Raw genomic sequence first — 24,375 nt, forward strand, 5'->3', positions numbered from 1 at the left:
CAGACTCTGACCGGGCCGCATTTTCATGGGCGAGGGCAAGAAGCAGGACCTAACCCAGGCGCTCGCCCGGCAGTTCCCCCGCCGACACCTCCAACACCCCCCGCTCGGTGACCAGCCCCGTCACCAAGCGCCCCGGTGTCACGTCGAACGCCGGGTTGTGTCCCCGCGACTCGGCCGGAGCCGTGCGCACCCCGCCCCACTCCAGCACCTCGTCCTCGCCCCGGAGTTCGATGTGGATGTCGGTGCCGGAGGCGGTGGCCAGGTCGACGGTGGTGGTGGGGGCGGCGACGAGGAAGGGGATGCCCGCGTCGGCGCAGGCCAGGGCGACGCCCACCGTGCCGACCTTGTTCGCCGTGTCGCCGTTCGCCGCGATGCGGTCCGCGCCCACGATGGCCGCGTCGACCTCGCCCCGCAGAATCGTGCCGGCGGCGGCGCCGTCCGCCTGGACGTAGTGCGGGATGCCCTCCTGGACCAGCTCCCAGGCGGTCAGGCGGGATCCCTGGAGGAGCGGACGCGTCTCGTCGGCGTACACGACTTCGAGGCCTCCGCGCGCGTGCAGTTCACGGATGACGCCAAGTGCCGTACCCCACCCGGCGGTTGCGAGGGCTCCCGTGTTGCAGTGCGTCAGCACCCGCAGCGGACGGTCGACGCCCACCCTCTTCAGCAGCCAGTCGGCGCCGTGCACCCCCATCGCACGGTTCGCCTCGACGTCCTCGCGCTGGACGGCGGCGGCCTCCTCCAGCACCGCCTCCAGCCCCTCCTCGAGGCGGGTCATGACGCGGTCCACGCACACCATCAGGTTCACGGCGGTCGGCCGGGCCTCGCGGATCCGGGCGACGGCGCCACGCACCTCCCCGGCCGACCAGCCCTCACGCTCACCCTCCAGCAACGCGAGCGCCACACCGTACGCGCCCGCCGCCCCGATCGCGGGCGCGCCACGCACGACGAGGCGCTGGATGGCGGAGACCAGGGCGTCGACGCCGCGGATCTCGACCGTCTCGGTGCGGTGCGGCAGAACCGTCTGGTCGATGAGCGCAAGGCTGTTTCCGGTCCAGTCGACGGCGCGCAGTTCCTGGGGCATAGCGGGGCACTCCTGGGGTTCCGAAGGTGCCCGACACCGTACATGACCTCGAAGAATCGTCGGGAACCACAGTTCGAGACAGCGGGGCGGGCGTCCGGAAACCGGTGTTACAGTCCAGCACCGCCCGCAGCCCCGAGGCCGATGTGAAGGAGGATCCGTGCTGCTCACCATGCGCCGTTTCCTCGACCACGGCCGCTGCGCGAGCGACGGCTGTCGCCGCTGACCACGGTCGCCCGGACCGCGTCAGCGCCCCGTCGCTCCTCCCCCACACCGCTCCACCTCCCTCCCAGGGCTCGTCAACGGCGACGATCCCGGCCCTTGCCGCACCCTTCGGAAGGTCGCCCCCGATGTCCCGCACCGCCGACGTCACCGACGTCACCGACGTCACCCGTTCCGCCCGCCCCACCCGCAGATCCCGCCGCCCGCTTCAACTGGCCGCCCTCGCCACCGGCACCGTCCTGCTGGCCACCGCCTGCAACGCGGCCGCGAAGAAGGACAACTCCGCTGACAACGCCGCCGCCAGTGGTGGCAGTGGGAAGAGCTTCACGCTCGTCACCCCGGACGCCGTCGGCCAGAACGAGTTCCTCAAGGCCGCGGTCACCGGTGTGAAGGCGGCGGCCAAGGCGCACCACGGAACACAGCAGGTCTACGAGTCCACGGACTCGGCCTCGCAGCAGCAGAACGTACAGGCCGCCGTGGACGAGAAGCCGGACGTCGTCGTGCTGGTCGGCTTCGAGTTCGCGGACCTGGTCGCACAGCAGGCCGAGGCCCACCCGAAGCAGCAGTTCCTGCTCGTGGACGCGTGCACGGAGAAGGCGTATCAGAACGTGTCGTGCGCCGTGTTCCGTGAGCACGAGGGTGTCTTCCTCGCGGGCGCCGAGGCGGGCCTGCTGAGCGAAAGCGGCAAGGTGGGTGCCGTGGACGTGCTGGACACGCCCCAGTTCCGCCGCTTCAGCGACCCGTTCGCGGCCGGTGCCAAGCATGTCGCCGCCAAGACCGAGACCTCGACCCGCTTCGTCGGCGGCCAGTCCCCGTTCGACGACTCCGCACGCGCCAAGGAGCAGGCCAACTCCCTGCTCGCCAAGGGCTACGACCAGATCATGGCCGCCGCGGCGGCAGGCAACTACGGCGTGTTCGAGGCGGCGAAGGCCAAGGGCGCTTTCGCGTACGGCGTCGACGTCAACCAGTGCCCCTCGGCGCCGGGCACGGTCGTCGACAACGTCGTCAAGCGGACGGACGTCGCGGTGGAGAAGGGCGTCGAGCGGGTCCTCGACGGCAAGACCGGCACGGTGTCGTACGGCCTGAAGGAGGGCGGCATCAGCCTCACCGGCCTGGAGGACGGCGTGGACTCGTCCCAGTGTGTCATCGCCGACCACAAGGACGTGCTGAAGAAGGTCGAGGCGCTGCGCGACCAGATCGTGTCGGGAGAGCTGACGGTCGATGACCCCGCGGCTGCCTGACGACCACAACGCCGGGGCGTCCACGGGCGAGGCCCCGCCCGGCACCCCGGACGCCGGGCCCGTCACCCCGGCCGTCACCGCAGAGGCCCCGGCTGCCGTCGAACTCCTGGGCATCACCAAGCGCTACCCCGGCACCCTCGCCAACGACTCCGTCGACCTGACCGTCCGCCCCGGCGAGATCCACGCCCTCATGGGCGAGAACGGCGCGGGCAAGTCGACGCTCATGTCGGTCCTGTACGGCATGGAGCGCCCCGACGCCGGCACGATCCGCATCGACGGGCGCGAGGTGACCTTCGCCGGGCCCGCCGACGCGATGGCCGCCGGCCTCGGCATGGTCCACCAGAGCTTCAAGCTGTTCGACTCGCTGACGGTCGCCGAGAACGTGGTGTACGCCGCCGAACCGCGCCGCTTCGGCCTGGTGGACCGTGCCGCGGCCCGCCGCCGGGTGCGTGAACTCGGCTCGGAACACGGCCTGGTCGTCGATCCGGACGCCCGTGTCGGCGACCTGCCGGTCGGGCTGCGCCAGCGCGTGGAGATCCTCAAGCTCCTCCACCGCGGCGCCCGCACCCTCGTCCTCGACGAGCCGACGGCCGTGCTGACGCCCGCCGAGGCCGACGCCCTGTTCGCCGTGCTCAAGTCGCTCGCGGCGCAGGGCCGTACGGTGATCCTTGTCACGCACAAGCTGCGCGAAGTGCTGGAGGGCAGCGACAACGTGACGGTCCTGCGGGACGGCCGGGTCGTGGCCCGGCTGCGCACCGCCGACACGACCGCCGACGAGATCGCGGCGGCGATGACGGGCCGGGCGGTGGAGTTGGACCGGGTGCACGCGCCCGGCACTCCGGGCGCGGTCGTGCTGGACGTCGACGGCCTCACGACCGACGGCGTGCGCGAGGTCGCGCTCACCGTCCACGCCGGGGAGATCGTCGGCATCGCGGGGGTCGCCGGCAACGGCCAGAGCGAACTGATCGAGGCCCTGGCCGGGCTGCGCCCGGTGACCTCGGGTCGGGTTCGGCTGCGCGGCGAGGACGTCACCCACGCCTCGGCGACCGAACGGCGCGCCCGGGGCCTCGCGTACGTGCCGGAGGACCGCCACGCGGTGGGTACGGCACCCGCCGCGTCCGTGGCGGAGAACCTGGCGATGGGCCATCACCGTACGTCGCTGTCGGCCGGGTCCCGGCTCGGTCTGCTCCCGCCCACCGCCGTACGCGACCACGCGCGCCACCTGATCGAGCGCTTCGGCATCAAGGCATCGAGCCCCGACATCCCCGCGTCGGCCCTCTCGGGCGGCAATCTGCAGAAGCTCCTCATCGGCCGCGAACTCGCCCACGCCGCACCGCTGTCGCTCGTCGAACAGCCGACGCGCGGTGTCGACATCGGCGCCATCCAGAACATCCACGACCAACTCGTCGCCCACCGCGACGCCGGCCACGCCGTCCTCCTCGTCTCCGCCGAACTGAGCGAGATCCGGGGCCTCGCGGACCGGGTGCTGGTCATGTACGAGGGCCGTGTGACCGCCGCGTACGACAAGGCCGAGGCGGACGAGAGCGTGCTGGGGCTCGCGATGGCGGGCGGCGGCAGCGGCGCGAGCGGTGACACCGACGCCACGAGCGCCGCCGACAGCGGCACGGCACCGGTGGAGGCCGGGAACTGACATGAACCGAATACCCAGGCACCGCGTGACTGCGGCCCTCCGCTCCCCCGTCGCCTTCTCCGTCCTCGCCGGTGTCCTCATCGGCGCCCTCTTCCTCGTCGGCACGGGCGCCGACCCGCTGACCGCGTACGGCGCCGTCCTGACCGGCTCCCTCGGCGCGGACGGTATCGGCGCCACGCTGAGCACCGGCACGAGTGTGCTCGGCATGGCCCTGGCACTGGCGATTCCGCTCCGCGCCGGCCTGATCAACCTCGGCGGCGACGGGCAGTTGGTCCTCGGCGGCATCACCGCCGCCGTCACCGGCCTGTACTCCCCCTTCCCGACACCGCTCACCGTCGCACTCGCCCTGCTGGCGGGCATGGCGGCCGGTGCCGCGTACGCCGCCCTCGCCGCGCTCTGTGAGAACCGCCTGGGCGTTCCACTGCTGGTCAGCAGCCTCCTGCTGAGCTACCCGGCGGTGTCACTCGCCTCCTACCTGGCCCGCTACCCGCTCAAGGAGCCCGGCTCCAGCCTCCCCCAGACGCGCCGGCTCCCGGAGGGCGTGGCGCTGCCCGCGTTCGGCGAGTCGACGGTGACCGTGGGGCTGTTGCTGGTGGTCCTCGCGGCGGTCGCGTACTGGTTCACCGACAGGCGGACGGCGCTCGGCTACGAGATCCGGATGACCGGCCTCAACCCGCGCTTCGCCGCGTACGCCGGTGTGGAGCGCGCGGGGCTGACGCTGCGGCTGATGGCGGTGTCGGGCGCGCTGGCCGGGCTGGTCGGCGCGATCGGGGTGCTGAGCTTCCCGTACCGCTTCCTGGACGGCTCGCTCACCGCCCCCGGCTACACCTGGACGGGTCTGACGGCCGCGCTCCTCGCGGCGGCGGCCCCGCTCGGCACGCTCCTCGCCTCGTTCTTCTTCGCGGTCCTCCAGGTCGGCGGGCTGTCCATGGAGCGGACGACCGAGGTGCCGCGTGAGCTGACGCAGGTTCTCCAGGCCATCGTCATCGTGTTCCTGGCGGCCCGGCTGCGCTTCCCGGGACGGCGCCGGAAGAACACCCAGGCGTCTTCGCCGCAGAAAAACGCCCAAGATCCTTCGCCGCAGGGGGAGTTCGTCTGATGTTCTTCGACTCCGATCTCCTCATGTCCGCGCTGCGCGCGCTCACCCCCATCCTGCTGGCCGCACTCGGTGGCGCCCTGTGCGAGCGCGCGGGCGTCTTCAACATCGGCCTCGAGGGCATGATGCTGCTGGGCTGCTTCACGGCCGTGACGACCAGCTGGTTCACTGGCAGCCCCTGGCTCGGCGTCCTCGCGGCGGCCCTCGCCGCCGCCGCGTACTCGCTGATCCTGGCCGTCGGCGCGGTGACGCTGCGCGGCGACGCGGTGGTCCTCGGCATCGCCCTGAACCTCCTCGCCGTCGGCCTGACCAGCTTCCTGCTCCGTACGGTCTTCGGAGTCCAGGGCACTTTCGACGATCCGTCACTTGCCGGGCTGCCGCTGATCGGTGGCCTCTCCCCGCTGGCGTATCTGGCGTGGGTCGCCGTCGGGATGGCCGCGCTGGCGCTGTCCCGCCATGTGTGGGGCCTGAGGCTGCGCGGGGTCGGCGAGGCGCCCGACGCGGCGGCCACGCTCGGGGTGAGCCCGGCGAAGTACAAGTACGCGGCGGTTCTCGTCTCCGGTGTACTGTGCGGGCTCGCGGGCGCCCAACTCGCCCTGGGCAACGTCACGTTGTTCTCCGAGAACATGACGGCCGGCCGGGGCTGGATCGCCGTGGTCGCCGTGATGCTCGGCCGCGCGCTGCCGCTCGGCGTGCTGCTCGCCGCGCTGCTCTTCGGTCTCGCCGAGGCCGCGGGCTTCCGCCTGCAGGGGTTCGGCCTGCCGCAGCAGGCGACGGACGCCGCACCGTACGTCGTCACGCTCGGCGCCCTCTTCCTGACGACGGCCCGCCGCCGTCGCCGTACGAGTCGCAGAACCAGCACGAGCAGAACCAGCACCGAACGCTCTGGAGCCACCGCATGACACAAGACCTCCTGCCCATCACCCGGATACCCAGGAGCGGGCTGCCGCCGCGCGCGGTCGTGGTCGGCGACCCGGCGCGCGCCGCGGCCGTCGCCGCGCTCCTCGACGGGGCCGAGGAGGTGTCGTACCACCGCGAGTACCGGGTGTTCAGCGGGAGTTGGAAGGGTGTGCCGGTCGTCGTCGCCTCGCACGGTGTGGGCGGGCCGGGCGCGATCCTGCTGTTCCAGGAGCTGGCGGACGCGGGGGTCCGCACCTTCCTGCGGTTCGGTACGGCGGGCGCGATGCGGCCCGGCATCGGCGACGGCGACCTCGTGATCGCGGAGGCGGCCGTACGGGACGACGGCGTGACCCAGCAGCTGCTGCCGCCCGAGTACCCCGCCGTCTCCGCCCCCGAGGCGGTCCTCGCGCTCCAGCGCGCCGCCCGCGAGGTGGGAGCACCGCACCATCGGGGCATCGTATGGACGAGGGCGGCCTTCCAGCCCGGGCTCATCCCGCTCGACGCGTACGACCGTGCCGGGCTGGTGGCCATCGAGATGGAGCTGTCCGCGCTGTACGTGACGGCTTCGCTGCGCGGTCTCGTCGCGGGCGGGGTCCTCGTCGTGGACGGCGCGAACGCCGACGAACTGGTCGACGAGGAGTCGCCTTTTTCGACAGGTGGCTACAACCCGCACCGCGAGGTCGTCGCGCTGGGCGTCGAGCGCGGGGCGGTCGTGTCGCTGGAGGCGCTGCGGCTGCTGGCCGAGGAGTACGGGTTCGCGGGGACAGGGTTCGAGACAGACGGTTTCGAGGGGGATGCCGCGTGAGCGAGCACATCGATCTGCTGGTCCACGGCGGTGACGTCCTGACTGTCGACCAGGCCGGAACTCTCGTACCGTGCGGGGCGGTTGCGGTCCGCGACGGCGGGATCCTCGCGGTCGGACCGGCGGAGGACCTGTGTACGGCCTACGAGGCGGCGGAGACGATCGACGCCGAGGGCTGTCTCGTGCTCCCCGGGCTCGTCAACGCCCACACCCACCTGGCGATGACCCTCCTGCGGGGCCGCGCGGACGATGTCACCCTTCAGGGATTCCTGGAGCGGGTGCTGCGGTGGGAGGCGGAGCTGCTGTCGCCGAAGAACGTAACGGCAGCCGTGCGGGTCGCGATCGCCGAGAGCCTGCGGGCCGGGGTGACGTCCGCGCTGGACATGTACTGGTTCCACGAGGCGGCCGAGCGGGTCGCGCGCGAGACGGGCTGGCGGCTGCACACGGGCCCGACCTTCATGGACGTACCCGATCCCGCGGACGGCCTGGCGTACGGGGAGCGGCTGGAGTGGGCCCGGCGGGACCTGGCCGACCGCTCCCGTCGGCCGGGGACGCGTCCGGTCCTTTTCGCGCACTCGGCGTACACGCTCAACCCGGATCAATTGCTCGAAATCGCCGCCCTGGCAACGGAGTTCGGGGCGCTGCTGCACATCCACGCGGCGGAGAACGCCACCGAGGTCGCCACGGTCGAGGTGCGGTACGGCAAGCGCCCGGTGGAACTGCTGGACTCGCTCGGGCTGCTCGGCCCCGATCTGCTGCTCGCCCACGCGGTCGATCTCACCGGCCCGGAGATCGCGGCGCTGGCCCGCACCGGGACCTCGGTCGCGCACTGCCCGGTGTCGAACCTGAAGCTGGGCTGCGGCATCGCGCCGGTGCCCCGGCTGCTGAGCGCGGGCGTCACGGTCGGGCTGGGCACGGACGGGGCGGTCAGCTCCAACACGCTGGACGTGCTGAGTGCAGTACGGCAGGCCGCGCTGGTGCACAAGGCGGCCGGCGACCCCACGGCGGTCGGTGCCGAGCAGGCGGTGCGCATGGCGACGATCGAGGGCGCCCGCGCGCTGGGGCTCGGCGACCACCTGGGCTCCCTGGAGCCGGGCAAGCGGGCCGACCTGATCGTGCTCGACCTGGGCGGACCGCATCTGCGACCGCGCCACGACCCGTGGTCCACCCTCGCCTACGCTGCACACTCGGCGGACGTACGCGACACGGTCGTCGAGGGGCGGGTGCTGATGCGCGAGCGCGTCCTCACCACCCTCGACGAGGCCGCGGCCCTGGCCGACCTGGAGGCTTTGGCCTGATAGAGGCGATAGAGCCCTCATAATGGCCTGATACATCGGATGTATGAAACGACAGGGAGGGTCCTCGATGGCAGTCACCGACGAGGCGATCGAGAAGATCAAGGACATGATCGTCTCCGGCGCGCTGCGCCCCGGCGACCGGCTCCCGAAGGAGAGCGAGCTCGCCGCCGATCTCGGGCTGTCCCGCAACTCCCTGCGCGAGGCCGTGCGCGCCCTGTCGTTGATCCGCATCCTGGACGTACGGCAGGGCGACGGCACCTATGTCACCAGCCTCGATCCCCAACTCCTGCTCGAGGCGATGAGTTTCGTCGTCGACTTCCACCGCGACGACACGGTCCTGGAGTTCCTCGCCGTGCGCCGCATACTGGAACCGGCGGCGACGGCGATGGCCGCCCTGAAGATCAGCGAGCAGCAACTGGACGCATTGAGCGCCCAGTTGGACAAGCTCGGCGCCGATCCGTCGGTGGAGGAGCTGGTCGCCTGCGACCTGGAGTTCCACAGGGGCATCGTGCAGAGTTCCGGAAACTCCGTGCTCTGCTCGCTCCTTGACGGCCTGTCCGGCCCGACTACGCGGGCGCGCATCTGGCGTGGCCTGACCCAGGAGGACGCGGTCAGCCGGACCCTGCACGAGCACCGCGCCATCCTGGCCGCCCTCCGCGACCGCGACGCCGACGCCGCGCGTTCCTGGGCCACCGTGCACATCGCGAGTGTGGAGCAGTGGCTGCGGTCGTCGCTGTGACGGGGTGAGCGCTCCTCGGCGTGTCGACGGTCCGCCGCCTCACCGGCCGGCCGGACCCCGAGGTGAAGACGATCACTTGCGGCTCCGGCGGTCCACGCGTGTTTCGTCCGTGCGATCGGGGCATTGATCCGTTCACTCCCCCGTGCAAGGGGGCTGCGGAGCCCCCCTCGGCACGCCGTAAGGTTGGGGCGTACGCGAGGGCACGTCGGAAGGAGGCGCTGGGTGATCGAGCTGGAGGGGGTTCCCGAGCTGATCGACCCAGTGATGGTGGCCGCGTTCGAAGGCTGGAACGACGCCGGCGACGCCGCCTCCACCGCGGTCGCGCATCTGGACAGGGAATGGAAGGGCGAGGTGTTCGCGGCGCTGGACGCCGAGGACTACTACGACTTCCAGGTGAACCGTCCCACGGTGTGGCTGGACGGCGGCGTACGGAAGATCACCTGGCCGACGACAAGGTTGTCGGTGGTCAGGGTCGGCGGCGACAAGCCCCGTGATCTCGTACTCGTCCGAGGTATCGAACCGTCGATGCGCTGGCGCTCGTTCTGCAACGAGTTGCTGGGCTTCGCCCACGAGCTGGGCGTTGAGCTGGTGGTCATCATGGGCGCGCTGCTCGGCGACACCCCGCACACGCGTCCGGTCCCGGTCAGCGGTGTGACGTCCGACCCGGACCTGGCGCAGCGGATGGACCTGGAGGAGACCAAGTACGAGGGGCCCACGGGCATCGTCGGTATCCTCCAGGAGGCGTGCACGCACGCGGGTGTCCCGGCGGTCTCGCTCTGGGCCGCGGTGCCGCACTACGTGTCGCAGCCGCCGAACCCGAAGGCGACGCTGGCCCTCCTGAACCGTCTGGAGGACCTCATCGACGTGCGCATCCCGCTGGGCGAGCTGCCCGAGGACGCGCGCGCGTGGCAGGTGGGCGTGGACCAGCTGGCCGCGGAGGACAGCGAGGTCGCCGAGTACGTGCAGACGCTGGAGGAGGCCCGGGACACCGCGGAGCTGCCGGAGGCGACGGGCGAGGCGATCGCTCGCGAGTTCGAGCGGTATCTGCGGCGCCGCGATGGTGGCCCCGGCGGCGCCGCAGGGGGGCACGCCACGACTGACGGGGGTGACACGGGGTCCGGCGCGTGGAACCCGAAGGACAATCCCAGTGGTCGTACGTGGCCGCCTAAGGCGCCGCGGCCCGAAGCCGAAACCGAGGCCGAGGACGAGGATTCGTCGGACGACTGAGACCCGGATTTCCGCGGGTGACGCTGCGCGGGATCTGCGGGATCTGTTGGGATCTGCGGGTTCGTCGTGGCTGATCGCGCCCACGCGGCGGAGCCGCATATCGAACACAGCCCCGCGCCCCTTCAGGGCGCGGGGAGTGCACCGGCACTCACCGGGTGCTCAGCGCTTCACCGCCACGACCGCGTACGTCGTGTCCGGGGTGGGGGTCGTCGTGAAGCGGGCGTTGGGCAGGTAGAGGCGGTTCTTGTGGGCCGCGACGGTCGTCGGGACGTCGAAGTCGGAGTCCGTGAGGCGGCCCTCGAAGAGGCCGCTGCGGCCGTCGGCGGCGAGCTTGAACACGTCGATCGCGTTCTGGCGGTTCTGGACGACGTACAGACGCTGCCCGAGGAGCAACAAGCCGTCGCCGTTGGTGAGGGGGGCCGCGTCGCCGAGGCCGACCAGCTTCGTCACCCCGGTGCTCGGGTCGACCCGGTGGAGGCCGCCGACGCCGGACTGGACGACCAGGAGTGCCTTGCCGTCCGGGGTGCGGGTGATGCCGTTGACGTTGACGACCTCGCCGGGGGTCTGGGTCCAGTCGCCGCTCAGCGTGACCGTGACGACCTCGTCCGGGTCCGGCAGGCTGCCGTGGCGGCCGAGCGGCAGGGTGTACAGGGCGGGCTGGAACGAGTCGGTGAACCAGGCGGCGCGCGGGGTGAGGAAGACGTCGTTGACGAAGGTCGGCGTCTTCGTGGTGAGCGTGTACGACGCGATGATCTTGCCGGTACGGACGTCCACCACCCGGGCGCCCTGGCCGCGCCCGGCGACGAACAGCCGCCCCCGGTCGTCGAGTTTGAGCCCGACGGAGGGTGTGCCGGGGCCCGCGGAGATGATGCCGCCCTCGCCGGTGCGCAGGTCGGCGCGGTAGATCGAGCCGTCGCCGAGGGACCCCAGGTAGGCGTAGGGGCCGCCGCCGATGGTGATGCCCTCGGGACGGAAGCCGTTGGGCAGGGGGATGAGGTCGGGCCAGGTGTTCTCGGAGGCGGCCGCGGAGGCGGTCGCGGCCGAGGATACGACGAGCAGCGCGCCTGCGGTGGCGGCAGACGTCGTGAGCAGCCTTCGCCGACTGAGGTGACGAGCGGAGGAGGGTTGCGGGGGTTGCGGGGGTTGCAGGGGTGCCACTGTGCGTCCCTTCCACGAAGGGACCGGCAGCTGGCCGGTCCGGGTTTCAACTGACGTCTGTCACCCCATCACATGCCGACTGGCCCCGCAGCCCTTCGACGATCGACCGACAGTGCCTTGACAGCCCCAGGGCAGCTTCTGGCTGGATTGTGGCGTGCCATCTGGTTCCGGACGGATTGCACGCGTTGTCCAGGAGTTCGACGCGCCACCCAGCACCCGCAGGACCGAAGGGAGCGGTTCGCGATGAACGACCAGGTACAGCCGGCCGAGGGCCCGGGAGCGTCCGGGCCGGGGCCCGACGGAGCGGGATTCACCTACCGAGGGGCAGAACTGGAGCTGATCGTCGTCGCCCGTCCCGAGGCCCGGTTACGGGCCGGGGCCGAGGGTGTCCGCTCGGCGGCCGACGCGGGCGTGTCGGCGCTGAACATTTTCCTGGGCGACGAGCAGCTCGCCCTGGAGCCCCTGTTCGGCGGCGAGGAACGGCTCCGGGCAACCGCCTCCGGTGACGACGGGGTGCCCGACCTCGCCCTCTTCTACCGGGTGCGTGGCGGCACCGAGCGTGCCCAGGAGCTGCGCTCGCGGATCGCGGCACTGCCCGGGATCGACACGGCGTACGTCAAGCCCGGCGCCTTACCGGCCTCCGCCGGCGCCGTACCGGGCCTCCGCCGGCTCGGCCGGATCCGCCGGCCCGAGTTCCGACGACGGCCGGCAGGTGAAGGAAGGCGCCCCCGCGACGCCCGACTGCACCGGCCGCCAGGGTTATCCGCGCCCGGCGCCCGAGGGCATCGACGCGCACTGGGCGGTCCATGCCGCCTTCGCCGGGGGACGGCCCGACGTCCGTGTGTGGTTCTCCGACGACGAGGTCGTCGGCCTGGTGATCACCGGCTGACGACCGGTCGCAGTCAAACCCGACCGGTGAGGGGCCACCCGATGATCGGCGTCTGGGGACATCCGGTCACCGGCGATCCTGCGAAGCGTACGGATCGAGCGGATCCGACCGCGGGTTCCCTGCCCGTGTGAAGACGAAGGGGCGCCTCCTCCGGCCGGAGGAGGCGCCCCACTGCTCTCATCTCGTATGACCCGCGTTACACGTGTGACGTCTCCGACGCCTGTGCAGAGTCGTTACTTCAGGTGTTTCACAGGGCCACGCCGAGGAGCGCGTCCGCGGCACGCGATACGACGCCGGGTGCCCCCTCGTCCGTACCGCCCCGCTCCTCCTGGAGCGCGGCCCAGCGGTCGACCGCGGCGAGCGCGGTGGGCGCGTCCAGGTCGTTCGCGAGGGCCTCGCGGATCTCCTCGACGAGGGGTTCGGCGGACGGTCCGTCGGGCCGGGAGACGGCGGCGCGCCACCGGTCGAGGCGTGTGACGGCGTCCTGGAGCACCTGGTCGGTCCACTCCCAGTCGGCCCGGTAGTGGTGTGCGAGGAGCGCGAGCCGTATCGCGGCCGGGTCGACGCCGTCGCGGCGCAGCTTGGAGACGAAGACCAGGTTGCCCTTGGACTTCGACATCTTCTCGCCGTGCAGCGCGACCATTCCGGCGTGGACGTACGCCTTGGCCATGGGGAACTCGCCGGTCAGCGCCTGCGCGTGCGAGGCGCCCATCTCGTGGTGCGGGAAGGCGAGGTCGGAGCCGCCGCCCTGGACGTCGAAGCCCATGCCGAGGTGGTCGAGGGCGATGGCGACGCACTCGATGTGCCATCCGGGCCGGCCGCGTCCGAGGGAGCCGCCGTCCCAGCTGGGCTCGCCCTCACGCGCGGCCATCCAGAGCATCGGATCGAGGGGGTTCTTCTTCCCGGCCCGGTCCGGGTCCCCGCCGCGTTCGGCGGAGAGAAGCCGCATCGTGGCGGCGTCGAGGCGCGAGACCTTGCCGAAGTCGGGGTCGGCCTCGACGGAGAAGTAGATGTCCCCTTCGAGTTCGTAGGCGGCGCCGGAGTCGCGGAGCCGCTCGACGAGCGGAACGATTCCGGGGATGGCCTCGACCGCGCCGATGTAGTGGCGCGGCGGGAGCATCCGCAGGGCGGTCATGTCCTCGCGGAAGAGGGCGGTCTCCTTCTCGGCGAGGGCCACCCAGTCGATGGCGTCGCGCGCGGCCCGCTCCAGCAGGGGGTCGTCGACGTCCGTCACGTTCTGGACGTAGTGAACCTGCCGCTTGGTGTCGAGCCACACGCGCTGTACGAGGTCGAACGCGTTGTAGGTCGCCGCGTGACCCATGTGGGTGGCGTCGTACGGGGTGATACCGCAGACGTAGATACGGGCGACGGGACCGGGGTCAAGGGTGATGAGCCCATCGGTCGCGGTGTCGTGGATCCGAAGGTCGCGGCCCTTGCCGGGCAGGGCGGGGACCTCAGAAGCGGGCCAGGCATGCATGCCACGAGCCTAACCCGATCGTTGCGCCGTTAAGCCGGGCGCCTGTCCACTCGGGGGTACGCCCTGTTTTGCGACTGCGGCCGGTACGTGGGACAGGCCGCCGGTCCACCCGGGGATACGCCCTGTTTTGCGGCCAAGCGGTGCCCTCAGACCGGTGGCCAGGGGATCGCCGGCCAGTCGCCGCTCGGCTCAGGGTGCCGTCCGCTCTTCAACAGCGCGGCGACCCGCTCCCGCGTAGCGTCCAGCTCGGCCGATGTGATCAACCCCGACAACTTCGCCGTCAGCGCCCCGCCCTCGCCCAGCGCGTCCCGCAGCCGCTCCAGCACCCCCACGGCCTCCTCGGTGAGCGACTCCCCCGCCCACCCCCACAACAACGTCCTCAGCTTGTTCTCGACGTTGAAGGTCACCCCGTGGTCGATGCCGTACAGCCGCCCCTCGCCGGCCGGCAGCAGATGTCCGCCCTTGCGGTCGGCGTTGTTGACGACCGCGTCGAGTACGGCGAGCCGCCGCAGCCGCGGGTCGTCGGCGTGCACGAGGAGCGCGGTCTCGCCGTCCCCGACCTCCGCGAACCCGACGGCCTTCCAGCCCTCCCCGGCCTCCTCGCCCTCCACGAGGGCCAGCAGCTCGGACCCGGGCTCACCCTCGATCCACAGCTGGCACATGCCCTCCCCGTACGGACCGTCCCGCAGCACGGTGGGCGGGACGAGCCCCCAGCCGGTCGCCTCGGACACCTCGTACGCGGCGACCTCCCGCTGCGCGAGCGTCCCGTCGGGGAAGTCCCACAGGGGCCGCTCCCCGGCGACGGGCTTGTAGACGCAGGCGGCCTCCCGTCCGTCGTACGAGACCGTGCAGTACAGCACCGCGTTGGACGCCTCCCGCACCCGCCCGCGCACGGTCAGCTCACCCTCGGCCAACAGCTCGACCGACGGCTGGGCGGACGGCTGGGCGGGCGACGACGAGCCGACGGAGGCGGAGGAGGTCACGCCCCGCGCCGGTATCCGTTCTGGCGCGGACATACGTGTCCCTCCGGATCGAGCGGCAGACTGCACAGCGGGCACGGCGGCCGCCCCGCGTTGACGACGTCGAGGGCGCGTTTGGCGAAGGCCCGGGCCTGTGAGCCGCTGAGGCGGACACGGAGCATCGGCGGGCCGTTCTCCTCGTCCTGGAGCATCCGCTCCTCCGCCTCGGCCAGGTCCTCGTCGGAGTCGGCGTCCAGCTCGACCAGGGCCTGTGCCTCGACGATCATGCGCTCCTCGTCGCCGTCCCAGGCCAGCGCCATGGTGCCGACCCGGAACTCCTCCTCGATGGGGGCCTCCAGCGGCGCCGTGTCCGGCACCTCGTTGGGCGCGACGGCCGGCACCGCGGCGCTGCCGCCACTGCGCCGTACTACCTCGTCGAGCAGCTCGTCCATGCGCTCGGCGAGCGCGGCGACCTGGGTCTTCTCCAGGGCGACGCTGGTGACACGCTGCCCGGAGGCGGCCTGCAGAAAGAAGGTCCGGCGCCCGGGCAGCCCGACCGTACCGGCCACGAAGCGGTCCGGGGGGTCGTAGAGGAACACCTGACGGGACACGTCCTGTCTCCATTGGAATCGACGTCGGGACCGGCCGCGTCGGCTGCTGACTGGTTCAGCGCCGCCGCGACCGCTTCACCCTACTGCGGTTGACGATCACGGTGCCCCCGCACCGCCCCCGATGGTCGCGTCACCGCTCGGGGGCTCCTCGCGCGGCGCCAGGGACGCGAAGTCCCCGGTGTCGCCGAGGCGGACGAGAAACGGCCTGAGTCGTGTGTAACGGATCGCGGTGATGGAACACGGTTCGACAGAGATCCGCTGGAAGAGGTCCAGATGAAGTCCGAGTGCGTCCGCGACGAGCGACTTGATGATGTCGCCGTGCGAGCACATCAGATACACGGCGTCGGCCCCGTGCTCGCGCTCCACACGCGCGTTCCACTCCCGTACCGCCTCCGCGGCCCGGTGCTGCATGGCCCGCATCGACTCGCCGCCGGGGAACTGAGCCGCCGTCGGATAAGTCTGTACGACCTCCATCAGCGGCTCGTCCTTCAGCTCGGCGAGCTTGCGGCCGGACCAGTCGCCGTAGTGGCACTCGCCTATGCGCTCGTCGGTGTGCGGGCTGAGTCCGGGCCGGGCGTCGAGGAGCGGGCGAATCGTTTCCTGGCAGCGCTGAAGCGGGCTGGTGACGACCTCTGCGATCGGCAGCCCGGCGAGGCGGCCGGGCAGCGCCGCGGCCTGCGCGGCGCCTCGCTCGTCGAGCGCGACCCCGGGCGTCCACCCGGCGAGCACTCCCTCGGTGTTGGCGGTGGAACGTCCGTGCCGGACAAGGATCAACATGGGCATGCGCCCCAGCCTAGACGCCCGCCCCACTGCCCCCTTCGGCCCTGTGGACAAGGCACCCTTGAAAGGAACTCCCTGTGATCGTCGACTGCGCCGTCTACCACGACGGGCACCGTACCGAGGGCCCCGACGACCTCTCCGACGCCCTGGCCGCCGCCCGCGCCTCCGGCGGCTTCGTGTGGATCGGCCTGCACGAGCCGTCGGAGAAGGAGTTCGCCCTGGTCACGGAGGAGTTTTCGCTGCATCCGCTCGCCGTGGAGGACGCTCTGAAGGCGCACCAGCGGCCCAAGCTGGAGGTGTACGACGACTCACTGTTCATGGTCCTCAAACCGGTCGTGTACGAGCCGTCCAGTGACACCGTGACCACCGGCGAGGTGATGGTCTTCCTCGGCCACGCCTTCGTCGTGACCGTCCGCCACGGCGAGGGCTCACCCCTGGGCGTCGTACGCAGCCGGCTGGAGCGGGAGCCCGAACTCCTCGGCAAGGGGCCCACGTCCGTGCTGTACGCGATCACGGACGCCACCGTCGACCACTACCTGGACGTGGCGACCGAACTCCAGACCGACCTGGAGGAACTGGAGGCGGAGGTCTTCTCCCCCGACGTGGGCGGTTCACGGAACACGGCGTCCCGGATCTACACCTTCAAACGCCAGGTCCTGGAGTTCCGCCGGGCCACCGGGCCCCTCGCCGCACCGCTCGTCCGGCTCTCCGGCACGGGCGGCTACACCACCGGGGTGCCCTTCGTCGACGAGAAGGCGCAGCCCTTCTTCCGCGACGTCAGCGACCACCTCACCCGCGTCAACGAGTCCGTCGAGGGCCTGGACCGGCTGGTCTCCGACATCCTCTCCGCGCATCTGGCGCAGATGAGCGTCCGCCAGAACGACGACATGCGGAAGATCTCCGCCTGGGCGGCCATGGCCGCGATCCCGACCATGGCCGCCGGCATCTACGGCATGAACTTCGAGCACATGCCCGAACTGCACTGGGTGGGGTCGTATCCGGCGCTGATGGCGCTGCTGGTCGTGACGGAGGTGCTGGTGTTCCGGCTCTTCAAGCGCCGGGGCTGGCTGTAGCCCCCTCATTCCGCCATGCCGTCGTGCCGTACGCGCGCGTGGCCGAACCGCGTGGACGAACGTCGACGCCCCACGCGCGCGTAGCGGGTGTGGGGGGTGTCTCAGGCGAACTCGGGGGCCGCCGTCGCCGGTCCGCCCAGGGCGTCGCGGCGTTCCGGCATCTCCAGCGTGACCATGCGGCGCCAGCCGAGGGTCCGCTCGTACGCGTACATGGCGCGGATGCCCGCGGCGAGGACGGCCGCCTTGGCCTTCGGCCAGCCGAGGATGCGCCCCATCCGGTCCATCACGGCGAGGCTGACGTCCCGGTAGATGGCGATCTCCGCGAGGGCGCACTCGCGGAGGGTCTGCTGGATGAGGCGGCCGTGCCCGGCGGCCGCGTAGCGCAGCAGTTCCTCGTGGGTGTAGGCGAGGTGGTTGTCCTCGTCGTCGGAGATCATCCGGACGGCCTTGCCGATCTCGGGGTGGCCCTCGAAGTGCTTGCGGAGCATCACCATCTGGTCGGCGGCGCGCTGTTCGGTGACCCGGCTGTGGGACAGGTAGACGATGATGTCGCGCACCGTGAGGGCCTGGTCGGCCTTGAGTTTCTCGTGCGCGAGGCCGATGCCGTTGCGCTCCAGGAGCATGGTGTAGTCGGTCTCGGGCGGGACTTCCACGGGTTGGAGGCCGCGCTTCCTCATGAGGGCGTTGAAGATCCGCCCGTGCTTGTCCTCGTCGGCGCCATGGCGGGTGATCTTGGGTGCGAGTGCGCGCTCGCTCCGCGGGACGAGCGCGGCGATGCGCGCGTTCTCCCAGCCGCCCTGCGTCTCCCCGCCGGCGGCGATGGAACAGAACAGTCGGAACGACTCGTCGTTGTCGACGATCTCCTGGAACAGACTCTTGGCCGAAAGCATCAGAGGCACCTCTCTGCAGGGGTCCTGGCAGGGGTCCTGCAGAAAACGAGTCAAATGGGGTACCAGGAGCCGGGCAACAGCTGTGTCGGACAAATCCGCCGAACGAAGGATGCCGGGGCGGCGATGGGGCGTAACCGAGCGGGCCGTGCCGCGTTGTCCCCGGCGACGGCCGTGGCGGGGAAGACCCCCGAGCCCCCACCACGGCCGTAGTACTTTTCGATCCCGCTGTTCGACTGTTTCCGGCTCTCGTCGGCCGCTGCGCCGTTCGGGTTACGCGAGCCCGGCCAGCTCCATGGCCTCCGAACCGGCCCGCAGCGAGGCGATCCGCTCGTCCAGGGTGAAGCCCGCCGGGGCGAGGGTGAGCGTGGTGACCCCGGCCTCGGCGTAGGCCTTCATCCGGTCGGCGATGCGCTCCACGGAACCGAGCAGCGTCGTCTGGTCGATCAGCTCGTGCGGGATGGCGGCCGCCGCCCCGGCCTTGTCGCCGGCCAGGTACTTGTCCTGGATCTCGGCGGCCTCCTTCTCGTACCCCATGCGCTGGGCGAGCTGGTTGTAGAAGTTCTGCTTGCGGCTGCCCATGCCGCCGACGTACAGCGCGGTGTACGGGCGGAAGGTGTCGGCGAGCGTCGTCACGTCCTTGTCGTCGCCGACGGCGAGGGGCAGGGTCGGGCAGACGTCGAACCCGTCAAGGGTCTTGCCCGCCTTCTCCCGTCCCGCCCGCAGGTACTTGATGGCCGTGTCCTCCAGGTGCGCGGCCGAGGGGAAGATCAGCAGGGCGCCGTCGGCGATCTCGCCGGTCTGTTCCAGGTTCTTCGGGCCGATCGCGGCGATGTACAGCGGGATGTGCTCACGGGTGGGGTGCACGGTCAGCTTCAGCGGCTTGCCGGGGCCGCCGGGCAGCGGCAGCGTCCAGTGCTCGCCGTCGTGCGACAGGCGCTCGCGGGTCATCGCCTTGCGGACGATCTCCACGTACTCGCGGGTGCGGGCGAGGGGCTTGTCGAACTTGACCCCGTACCAGCCCTCGGAGACCTGCGGTCCGGAGACGCCGAGGCCGAGCCGGAAGCGTCCGCCGGAGAGCGAGTCCAGCGTCGCGGCGGTCATCGCGGTCATCGCGGGCTGGCGGGCCGGGATCTGGAAGATGGCCGAGCCCACGTCGATGCGTTCGGTCTTGGCGGCGACCCAGCTGAGCACGGTGGCGGCGTCCGAGCCGTACGCCTCCGCCGCCCAGCACACCGCGTATCCCAGCCGGTCGGCCTCCTGGGCCACGGCCAGATTGTCCGCGTCCATTCCGGCGCCCCAGTAGCCGAGGTTGATCCCGAGCTGCATGGCCTTCCCCTTACCGATCAGTAACGTCATTGTTGCGCCGACCCTACCGGGCTGGGCCGCCGCGGCAGAGCTCGGGAGGCCACGGTGGCAAGGCGGGTGCGGGTGGATCGTGGCTGGTCGCACAGTTCCCCGCGCCCTGAAAGCACCGGGCGCGACCCATGCCGATGCGGGGCGCGGGGAACTGCGCGACCACCCCCCACTCACCCGCACACGACCCACAACCTCGAGCCCTCGGCCGAAATCAAAGCGCGGCTCCCTCGGGGAAATCGGTTGTCCACAGGCCCCCACTCGGCGAACTCCGGCCAGTAATGTCGGCGTTCATGGAGCAGAGGCATCTCGGCCGTACCGGCCTGCGTGTGTCCCGGATCGGGCTCGGCACCCTGACGTGGGGCCGCGACACGGACGAGCATGACGCCGCGGACATGTTGAAGGTGTTCTGGGAGGCGGGCGGCACCCTCGTCGACACGGCGGACGTGTACGGGGACGGCGAGGCCGAGTATCTGCTCGGGCAGTTGATGGACGGGCTCGTGCCCCGCCGCGACCTGGTCATCTCCACGAAGGCCGGCAGCGTCCCGGACCCCGACCGCCGTTTCGACGGCTCCCGCGGCCATCTCCTCGCCGCCCTGGACGCCTCCCTCGCCCGCCTCGGCACGGACTACGTCGACGTCTGGCACATCCACGCCTACGACCCCGAAACCCCGCTGGACGAAACGCTCCAGGCCCTCGACCTGGCCGTCAGCAGCGGCCGGGCCCGTTACGCCGGGGTCTCCAACTTCTGCGGCTGGCAGCTCGCGAAGGCGGCCACCTGGCAGCTCGCGGCCCCTGGGACACGCACCCGCCTGGCCAGTACGCAGCTGGAGTACTCCCTGCTGCAACGCGGCGTCGAGCGCGAGGTGCTGCCCGCCGCGCTGGACCTGGGCATCGGTCTGCTCCCGTCCTCGCCGCTGGGCCGCGGGGTGCTGACCGCGAAGTACCGCCACATCACGCCCCCGGACTCGCGGGGCGGCTCGGAGCACATGGCGCCGTTCGTCGCGCCGTACCTCGACGAGACGGCGACCAGCATCGTGGACGCGGTGCAGACCGCCGCGGACGGCCTCGCCGTGACCCCGATCCAGGTGGCCCTCGCCTGGGTGCGGGACCGGCCCGGCGTGGCCGCGCCCATCATCGGTGCGCGCAACGCGCTGCAGCTCATGGGGGCACTGTCAGTGGAGAGCCTTAGTCTTCCTGACGAGATCTGCCGGGCCCTCGACGACGTGTCGGCGCCCGTGCACCGCTATCCCGATCACGACTGGAGCACGCTGTGAGCACGGAGCCCGCGACCACGGAGTCGGACGAGCCGGGGGGACGGGGCGACGGGACGCCCTCCGACGGCGCCGACGCGCCCGGCGGCACGCCCGGCGACCGGACAGCCGCGCTCGCGGCGACGCCCGAAGGCGGGGCCGAGGGCGAGGCCGCCGCGGCAGCCGGTGAGGCCGACGTCACGGGCAGCGGAGGCTACGGGGACGAACCCGCCGGGAGCGCCCCGGAAGGTTCCGCCGGTGCCGTCGGTGGCGATCCGGACGCAGGCGATGGCGATTCGGCGGCGGGTGGCGAGCCGGCAGGCACTGACGATGCCGATGCCGATGCTGTCGCAGGTGGCGACGCCCCGTCGGCGACGGACGGCGAATCGGCGGGGACCGCCGAAGCCGCCGGTGCCGAGGCTGCTCCCGAAACTTCCGAGGCGCAGGCCGAGTTGGCGGCTCAGCGGCTGGAGCGGGAGCGGATCGAGCGGCGCAAGGCGGAGAAGAAGGCACCGGTCACGAGCGGGGCCAAGCTCAGCGGGACGGCCGCCGATCTGCTGGCCGCCGTTCGGGCCGTGGAGGGCGGCCAGAAGCCCGCGGCGGCTGTCTTCAGCGAGCCGGAGCCCGCTCCGCGTCGGCCCGCGTCGGAGCCGGTGCGGCGACCGGAGCCCGTGGTGCCCGCGGCCGGTGCCGGGGCTCCGTCGGGTGAGACCGTCGAGGCGGTGCGCGCGGTGCTGGCCGAGGGCGGCGCTCCCGAGGCGCTGGTGCCGCAGGTCGCCGAGGCGCTCGGCGAGGGTGCGGGGGCTCGACTGCGCGAGGATCCCTGGCAGTTGCTGCGGGTTCCGGGCGTACGGCCGGAGCAGGCCGACGGGTTTGCGCGGGCGCTGCTCGGCGCGGAGTGCGGCCCGGACGACGAGCGGCGGGGCCGGGCGGTCACCGTGTGGCTGCTCGAACAGGCGGCCGTCGCCGGGCACACGGCGCTGGAGGCCCCGGCTCTGGCCGCCGCGCTCGCCCGGCGTTCCGTGCCCGACCCCGACGAGGCCGTCCAGAGCACCGTCGCCGAGGGCGAGGCCCTGGTCTTCCAGGACGCGCTCGACGACGCCCCGACCGCGACACGGTCCGCACCCCCGCCCGCCGCCGCGGGCGCCGAGACCGACACCGAGGACGACGAGGCGGAGGAGGAGCGCCCGGTCCGCGTCCTCATCGGCCTGGAGCGATACGCCCTCGCCGAGGAGAGCCTCGCCGACGGACTCGCCCGTGTCATGAACTCCCTGGCCAAGGAGGACCCGACGGACTGGGCCTCGGCGGCCGCGTCGGCACCGCGTTCCGCCGCCGAGCTGATCCGCGTCGTCGCCGGACACGGGCTCGTGCTGCACACCGGCGGCGAGGCGGCCCGCGCGGAACCGGCGGCGCTGGTCACGGCCGCCCGGGCGCTCGGGCTGCGGGCGTACGCGGCTACGCACAGCACGGACGGGAGGCGGCGGTTCGCGTCCCAACTGGACACCGCCGAGGGAGGCGACACCGCCGTGACGTCCCTCGCCGGGCTGCTGTCCGGCGCCGAGGGGCCCGGCCGGGACGTGGACGGCGCGCTCGACCTCGACCTGCTCGTGGTCCTGGACGCGCCCCAGCTGGACGTCGAGACCGCCGCCCTGCTCGCCGAGTCGCTGCCCGACGGGGCCCGGCTGGTCCTCAGCGGCGACCCGGGGGTGCTGTGGTCCGCCGGGCCGGGCCGGGTCTTCGCGGATCTGCTCGCCGCCCGTGCCTGCCCGCAGGTCGCCTCGCGGACGCCCGACCCCGGCCCCATCGGCGAACTGGTCTCCGGGATCGGAATCGGAGAGCTGAACCAGGTCGACGCGCCCGGCAAGGAGGTCGTGATCGTGCCGGTGCGGGACGCGGGTGAGGCGGTGCACCGGACCGCGCAGCTCGTCGTGGACTCGGTGCCGAGGGCGTTCGGGATCTCCGCCGAGCAGGTGCAGGTCATCACCCCCGGGCATGGTGGCGCGGCCGGCACCCGCGCCCTCAACACCGCGCTCAAGGAGCGGCTGAACCCCGGGCCGGGCCGTTTCGGCGGGTTCGACCCGGGCGACCGCGTGGTCTACTCCCCCGCGCCGGGCCGTACGACCCCCGGGCGCGTGGTGAAGGCCGACGCCGAGGGGCTGCACCTGGAGTGCGCGGGCGCGGCCGTCGTCGTACCGAAGGAGCGGGTCGAGCAGACCGTGCGGCACGGGTGGGCGCTGACCGCGCACCAGGCCGTGGGGCACCGGTGGCCGGCCGCGGTCGTGGTGCTGCCGGGTGACGCGGCGCAGGCGCTGACCCGGCCCTGGGTCTACACGGCCTTCGGGCGCGCCGAGCGGCACCTGTCCGTGGTGCATGGTGTCGAGCAGGCCCTGCCCCGGGCTGTCGCCGAGGTTCCGGCCAAGCCGCGCACCACTCGGCTGCCGGTCCTCTTGCAGGCCCAGGTGCCGCCGGCCGAATGACACTGCGACCGGGTGGGGGCTGGGCAGGGGTGGGTTTCGCTCACCGGCGCTTGCCGGGTGCCGCCTGCGCCCACCCGTGCCGCCCCAGCGGCACGATTGTCCGCAGCTGAGACGGCCTGCCCGCAGCTGAGGCGGGCCCCGTAAGGGGCGCGGGGAACCGCGCGATCAGCCACAGTCCTCCCGCAGCCGGCCAGCCGGCAGGTCCCCCGAGCCAGTGGGCGCCCAAGCCGCCCGAGCCCCGCGCTAGCGGTCCGCGTCAAGCGGTTCCAAGTCCGCGTCGTCGTCGAGGTCGGGCTCGAGCGTGAGGTCGTCGTCGAGGTCGTCGTCCTCCGCGTCGTCGTCGAAGACCGCGCTGACGTCGAAGCGGCAGACGACTCTCTGCGGATCGACCTGTTCGAAGGGTGCCTCCAGCCACTCGCCGGGCTCGGCGGTGTCGTCCGCGGCGGTCACCCAGAGCGTGGAGTCGCCCTCTTCGAGGCCGAACTCCTTGTGCCGGGAGGCGATCTCGTCCGGCTCGAACTCCCCGAACAGCAGACCCAGCGCCCCGTGCACCGTGCTCGCCGTCCCGTCGGAACCGATTGGCTCCTCCGCGGCCTCCACCCGCTGGGCCTGTGCCAGCAGTCGCTGCGGCTCGGCCACCGTGTAGTCCCGGCGGATCAGCACACTGAGCGCGCTGGGTTCCTCGGGGCCGGTGTACGGCGGCATGTCCTCGGTGCCGGGGATCTCGAAGGGAGTGACCTCGTCGTAGCGGTCGTAGAGCAGTTCGTCGTACTCCTCGGCGGCCGCGGCCAGCTCGTTGAACGCTTCGTAGACGGCCGGGTCGTCCTCCCCCGACCGGCGTTCGACCGCGGCCAGGTGGCGGTCGAGCGCGGTCTTGACCGCCTCGGCGGCGGCGCGTACCTCGGCAGCGGTGGGCTGCGCAGCATCAGACATAGTGCAGACGCTATCCGTACCGAGCCCCAGCCCGCACAATAGATACCGATGCCGGAATACGAATTTGTCGACGTGTACGTACCGCGCGGGGTCTCTCGCAAGGACGCCACACGCCTGCTGACGGACCATGCCGAGTACGGACACTGGGAGTTGGACCGACTGAGCCTGCTGCGTGATGGCAGCCGCAGGGTGCGGTTGCGCCGACGGATCATCCGCCAGGTGCGAGCCACGTGGTGAGTGGGCAGATCGAAACGGAGCGGGCCCCGCT

The 24,375-nt window shown here is 72.0% G+C and carries 22 protein-coding genes; 13 read left to right on the top strand and 9 right to left on the bottom strand.

The window, feature by feature from the left end:
• Nucleotides 1-49 precede the first annotated feature (49 nt).
• Nucleotides 50-1,081: an S-methyl-5-thioribose-1-phosphate isomerase gene (gene mtnA, locus ACFU53_RS32450; protein ID WP_384000439.1), complete on the bottom strand. Its 1,032-nt coding sequence runs from the start codon at nt 1,079-1,081 to the stop codon at nt 50-52.
• 347 nt (nt 1,082-1,428) lie between these two features.
• Here mtnA and ACFU53_RS32455 point away from each other — a divergent pair, with 347 nt between their 5' ends.
• The 8 genes from ACFU53_RS32455 to ACFU53_RS32490 all read left to right on the top strand — a co-directional run bounded on the left by ACFU53_RS32455 (nt 1,429) and on the right by ACFU53_RS32490 (nt 10,254).
• Nucleotides 1,429-2,541, top strand: coding sequence for a BMP family ABC transporter substrate-binding protein (locus ACFU53_RS32455; protein ID WP_384000442.1), 1,113 nt, complete (start codon nt 1,429-1,431; stop codon nt 2,539-2,541).
• Nucleotides 2,522-4,192: an ABC transporter ATP-binding protein gene (locus ACFU53_RS32460; RefSeq protein WP_384000445.1), complete on the top strand. Its 1,671-nt coding sequence runs from the start codon at nt 2,522-2,524 to the stop codon at nt 4,190-4,192. The genes ACFU53_RS32455 and ACFU53_RS32460 overlap by 20 nt, the downstream gene beginning before the upstream one ends.
• A 1-nt stretch (nt 4,193) precedes the next feature.
• Nucleotides 4,194-5,291 (top strand): ABC transporter permease, encoded by a 1,098-nt coding sequence (locus tag ACFU53_RS32465; protein WP_384000448.1) that lies wholly within the window; start codon nt 4,194-4,196, stop codon nt 5,289-5,291.
• The gene (locus tag ACFU53_RS32470; RefSeq protein WP_384000450.1) at nt 5,291-6,190 is read left to right on the top strand and encodes an ABC transporter permease; all 900 of its coding nucleotides are present in this window, start codon (nt 5,291-5,293) and stop codon (nt 6,188-6,190) included. Before ACFU53_RS32465 ends, ACFU53_RS32470 begins: the two co-directional genes overlap by 1 nt.
• Nucleotides 6,187-6,993, top strand: a complete 807-nt coding sequence (locus tag ACFU53_RS32475) for a nucleoside phosphorylase (protein ID WP_384000452.1) — start codon at nt 6,187-6,189, stop codon at nt 6,991-6,993. The genes ACFU53_RS32470 and ACFU53_RS32475 overlap by 4 nt, the downstream gene beginning before the upstream one ends.
• Nucleotides 6,990-8,288, top strand: a complete 1,299-nt coding sequence (locus ACFU53_RS32480; protein WP_384000455.1) for an amidohydrolase — start codon at nt 6,990-6,992, stop codon at nt 8,286-8,288. Before ACFU53_RS32475 ends, ACFU53_RS32480 begins: the two co-directional genes overlap by 4 nt.
• A gap of 67 nt (nt 8,289-8,355) precedes the next feature.
• The gene (locus ACFU53_RS32485; RefSeq protein ID WP_384000458.1) at nt 8,356-9,027 is read left to right on the top strand and encodes a FadR/GntR family transcriptional regulator; all 672 of its coding nucleotides are present in this window, start codon (nt 8,356-8,358) and stop codon (nt 9,025-9,027) included.
• Nucleotides 9,028-9,249: 222 nt separating this feature from the next.
• The gene (locus tag ACFU53_RS32490; protein WP_384000461.1) at nt 9,250-10,254 is read left to right on the top strand and encodes a PAC2 family protein; all 1,005 of its coding nucleotides are present in this window, start codon (nt 9,250-9,252) and stop codon (nt 10,252-10,254) included.
• A 159-nt stretch (nt 10,255-10,413) separates the two neighbouring features.
• Here ACFU53_RS32490 and ACFU53_RS32495 read toward each other — a convergent pair whose 3' ends face one another.
• On the bottom strand, nt 10,414-11,412 hold the full coding sequence (locus ACFU53_RS32495; protein ID WP_384000464.1) for an SMP-30/gluconolactonase/LRE family protein: 999 nt from the start codon (nt 11,410-11,412) through the stop codon (nt 10,414-10,416).
• Nucleotides 11,413-12,124: 712 nt separating this feature from the next.
• On the opposite strand from ACFU53_RS32495, the gene ACFU53_RS32500 reads away from it, so the two are divergent.
• On the top strand, nt 12,125-12,301 hold the full coding sequence (locus ACFU53_RS32500) for a hypothetical protein (protein WP_384000467.1): 177 nt from the start codon (nt 12,125-12,127) through the stop codon (nt 12,299-12,301).
• Nucleotides 12,302-12,548: 247 nt separating this feature from the next.
• On the opposite strand, the gene mshC is transcribed toward ACFU53_RS32500, so the two are convergent.
• The 4 genes from mshC to ACFU53_RS32520 form a co-directional block, all read right to left on the bottom strand.
• A complete protein-coding gene (gene mshC / locus ACFU53_RS32505; RefSeq protein ID WP_384000470.1) occupies nt 12,549-13,778 on the bottom strand; it encodes a cysteine--1-D-myo-inosityl 2-amino-2-deoxy-alpha-D-glucopyranoside ligase in 1,230 nt (409 codons plus the stop codon).
• 146 nt (nt 13,779-13,924) lie between these two features.
• Entirely contained in the window at nt 13,925-14,794 is an 870-nt protein-coding gene (locus ACFU53_RS32510) for an SCO1664 family protein (RefSeq protein WP_384000473.1), read from the bottom strand.
• On the bottom strand, nt 14,758-15,348 hold the full coding sequence (locus ACFU53_RS32515; protein ID WP_384000476.1) for a DUF3090 domain-containing protein: 591 nt from the start codon (nt 15,346-15,348) through the stop codon (nt 14,758-14,760). The genes ACFU53_RS32510 and ACFU53_RS32515 overlap by 37 nt, the downstream gene beginning before the upstream one ends.
• 96 nt (nt 15,349-15,444) lie before the next feature.
• Complete coding sequence (locus ACFU53_RS32520) at nt 15,445-16,131, bottom strand: histidine phosphatase family protein (RefSeq protein WP_384000479.1); 687 nt, start codon at nt 16,129-16,131, stop codon at nt 15,445-15,447.
• Between the two features lie 74 nt (nt 16,132-16,205).
• Between ACFU53_RS32520 and ACFU53_RS32525 the strand changes: the two genes are divergently transcribed.
• Nucleotides 16,206-17,201, top strand: coding sequence for a magnesium and cobalt transport protein CorA (locus ACFU53_RS32525; protein WP_384000482.1), 996 nt, complete (start codon nt 16,206-16,208; stop codon nt 17,199-17,201).
• Between the two features lie 101 nt (nt 17,202-17,302).
• On the opposite strand, the gene ACFU53_RS32530 is transcribed toward ACFU53_RS32525, so the two are convergent.
• Both ACFU53_RS32530 and ACFU53_RS32535 read right to left on the bottom strand, forming a co-directional pair.
• A complete protein-coding gene (locus ACFU53_RS32530; protein ID WP_384000485.1) occupies nt 17,303-18,091 on the bottom strand; it encodes a ferritin-like domain-containing protein in 789 nt (262 codons plus the stop codon).
• A 270-nt stretch (nt 18,092-18,361) separates the two neighbouring features.
• The gene (locus ACFU53_RS32535; RefSeq protein WP_384000490.1) at nt 18,362-19,417 is read right to left on the bottom strand and encodes an LLM class F420-dependent oxidoreductase; all 1,056 of its coding nucleotides are present in this window, start codon (nt 19,415-19,417) and stop codon (nt 18,362-18,364) included.
• Between the two features lie 320 nt (nt 19,418-19,737).
• Between ACFU53_RS32535 and ACFU53_RS32540 the strand changes: the two genes are divergently transcribed.
• Complete coding sequence (locus ACFU53_RS32540; RefSeq protein ID WP_384000487.1) at nt 19,738-20,721, top strand: aldo/keto reductase; 984 nt, start codon at nt 19,738-19,740, stop codon at nt 20,719-20,721.
• Nucleotides 20,718-23,174: a helix-hairpin-helix domain-containing protein gene (locus tag ACFU53_RS32545; protein WP_384000488.1), complete on the top strand. Its 2,457-nt coding sequence runs from the start codon at nt 20,718-20,720 to the stop codon at nt 23,172-23,174. Before ACFU53_RS32540 ends, ACFU53_RS32545 begins: the two co-directional genes overlap by 4 nt.
• 243 nt (nt 23,175-23,417) lie before the next feature.
• Here the strand turns inward: ACFU53_RS32545 and ACFU53_RS32550 are convergent, their stop codons facing one another.
• Nucleotides 23,418-24,107 carry a hypothetical protein gene (locus tag ACFU53_RS32550; RefSeq protein ID WP_384000489.1) on the bottom strand — a complete coding sequence of 230 codons (690 nt, stop codon included), beginning with the start codon at nt 24,105-24,107 and terminating at the stop codon, nt 23,418-23,420.
• A gap of 48 nt (nt 24,108-24,155) precedes the next feature.
• Here ACFU53_RS32550 and ACFU53_RS32555 point away from each other — a divergent pair, with 48 nt between their 5' ends.
• Entirely contained in the window at nt 24,156-24,344 is a 189-nt protein-coding gene (locus ACFU53_RS32555; RefSeq protein WP_005485166.1) for a DUF5703 family protein, read from the top strand.
• Nucleotides 24,345-24,375 lie beyond the last annotated feature (31 nt).

The sequence above is a fragment of the Streptomyces sp. NPDC057474 genome (assembly GCF_042802555.1).
Classification (GTDB): Bacteria; Actinomycetota; Actinomycetes; order Streptomycetales; family Streptomycetaceae; genus Streptomyces.

What these genes read in the sequence shown, in the direction of transcription:
- ACFU53_RS32460 (WP_384000445.1), top strand. Translation starts at nt 2,522, where the DNA reads ATGACCCCGCGGCTGCCTGACGACCACAACGCCGGGGCGTCCACGGGC.
- ACFU53_RS32465 (WP_384000448.1), top strand. Translation starts at nt 4,194, where the DNA reads ATGAACCGAATACCCAGGCACCGCGTGACTGCGGCCCTCCGCTCCCCC.
- ACFU53_RS32475 (WP_384000452.1), top strand. Translation starts at nt 6,187, where the DNA reads ATGACACAAGACCTCCTGCCCATCACCCGGATACCCAGGAGCGGGCTG.
- ACFU53_RS32520 (WP_384000479.1), bottom strand. Translation starts at nt 16,131, where the DNA reads ATGCCCATGTTGATCCTTGTCCGGCACGGACGTTCCACCGCCAACACC.
- ACFU53_RS32550 (WP_384000489.1), bottom strand. Translation starts at nt 24,107, where the DNA reads ATGTCTGATGCTGCGCAGCCCACCGCTGCCGAGGTACGCGCCGCCGCC.
- ACFU53_RS32470 (WP_384000450.1), top strand. Translation starts at nt 5,291, where the DNA reads ATGTTCTTCGACTCCGATCTCCTCATGTCCGCGCTGCGCGCGCTCACC.
- mshC (WP_384000470.1), bottom strand. Translation starts at nt 13,778, where the DNA reads ATGCATGCCTGGCCCGCTTCTGAGGTCCCCGCCCTGCCCGGCAAGGGC.
- ACFU53_RS32540 (WP_384000487.1), top strand. Translation starts at nt 19,738, where the DNA reads ATGGAGCAGAGGCATCTCGGCCGTACCGGCCTGCGTGTGTCCCGGATC.
- ACFU53_RS32485 (WP_384000458.1), top strand. Translation starts at nt 8,356, where the DNA reads ATGGCAGTCACCGACGAGGCGATCGAGAAGATCAAGGACATGATCGTC.
- ACFU53_RS32535 (WP_384000490.1), bottom strand. Translation starts at nt 19,417, where the DNA reads ATGCAGCTCGGGATCAACCTCGGCTACTGGGGCGCCGGAATGGACGCG.
- ACFU53_RS32510 (WP_384000473.1), bottom strand. Translation starts at nt 14,794, where the DNA reads ATGTCCGCGCCAGAACGGATACCGGCGCGGGGCGTGACCTCCTCCGCC.
- mtnA (WP_384000439.1), bottom strand. Translation starts at nt 1,081, where the DNA reads ATGCCCCAGGAACTGCGCGCCGTCGACTGGACCGGAAACAGCCTTGCG.
- ACFU53_RS32555 (WP_005485166.1), top strand. Translation starts at nt 24,156, where the DNA reads ATGCCGGAATACGAATTTGTCGACGTGTACGTACCGCGCGGGGTCTCT.
- ACFU53_RS32530 (WP_384000485.1), bottom strand. Translation starts at nt 18,091, where the DNA reads ATGCTTTCGGCCAAGAGTCTGTTCCAGGAGATCGTCGACAACGACGAG.
- ACFU53_RS32455 (WP_384000442.1), top strand. Translation starts at nt 1,429, where the DNA reads ATGTCCCGCACCGCCGACGTCACCGACGTCACCGACGTCACCCGTTCC.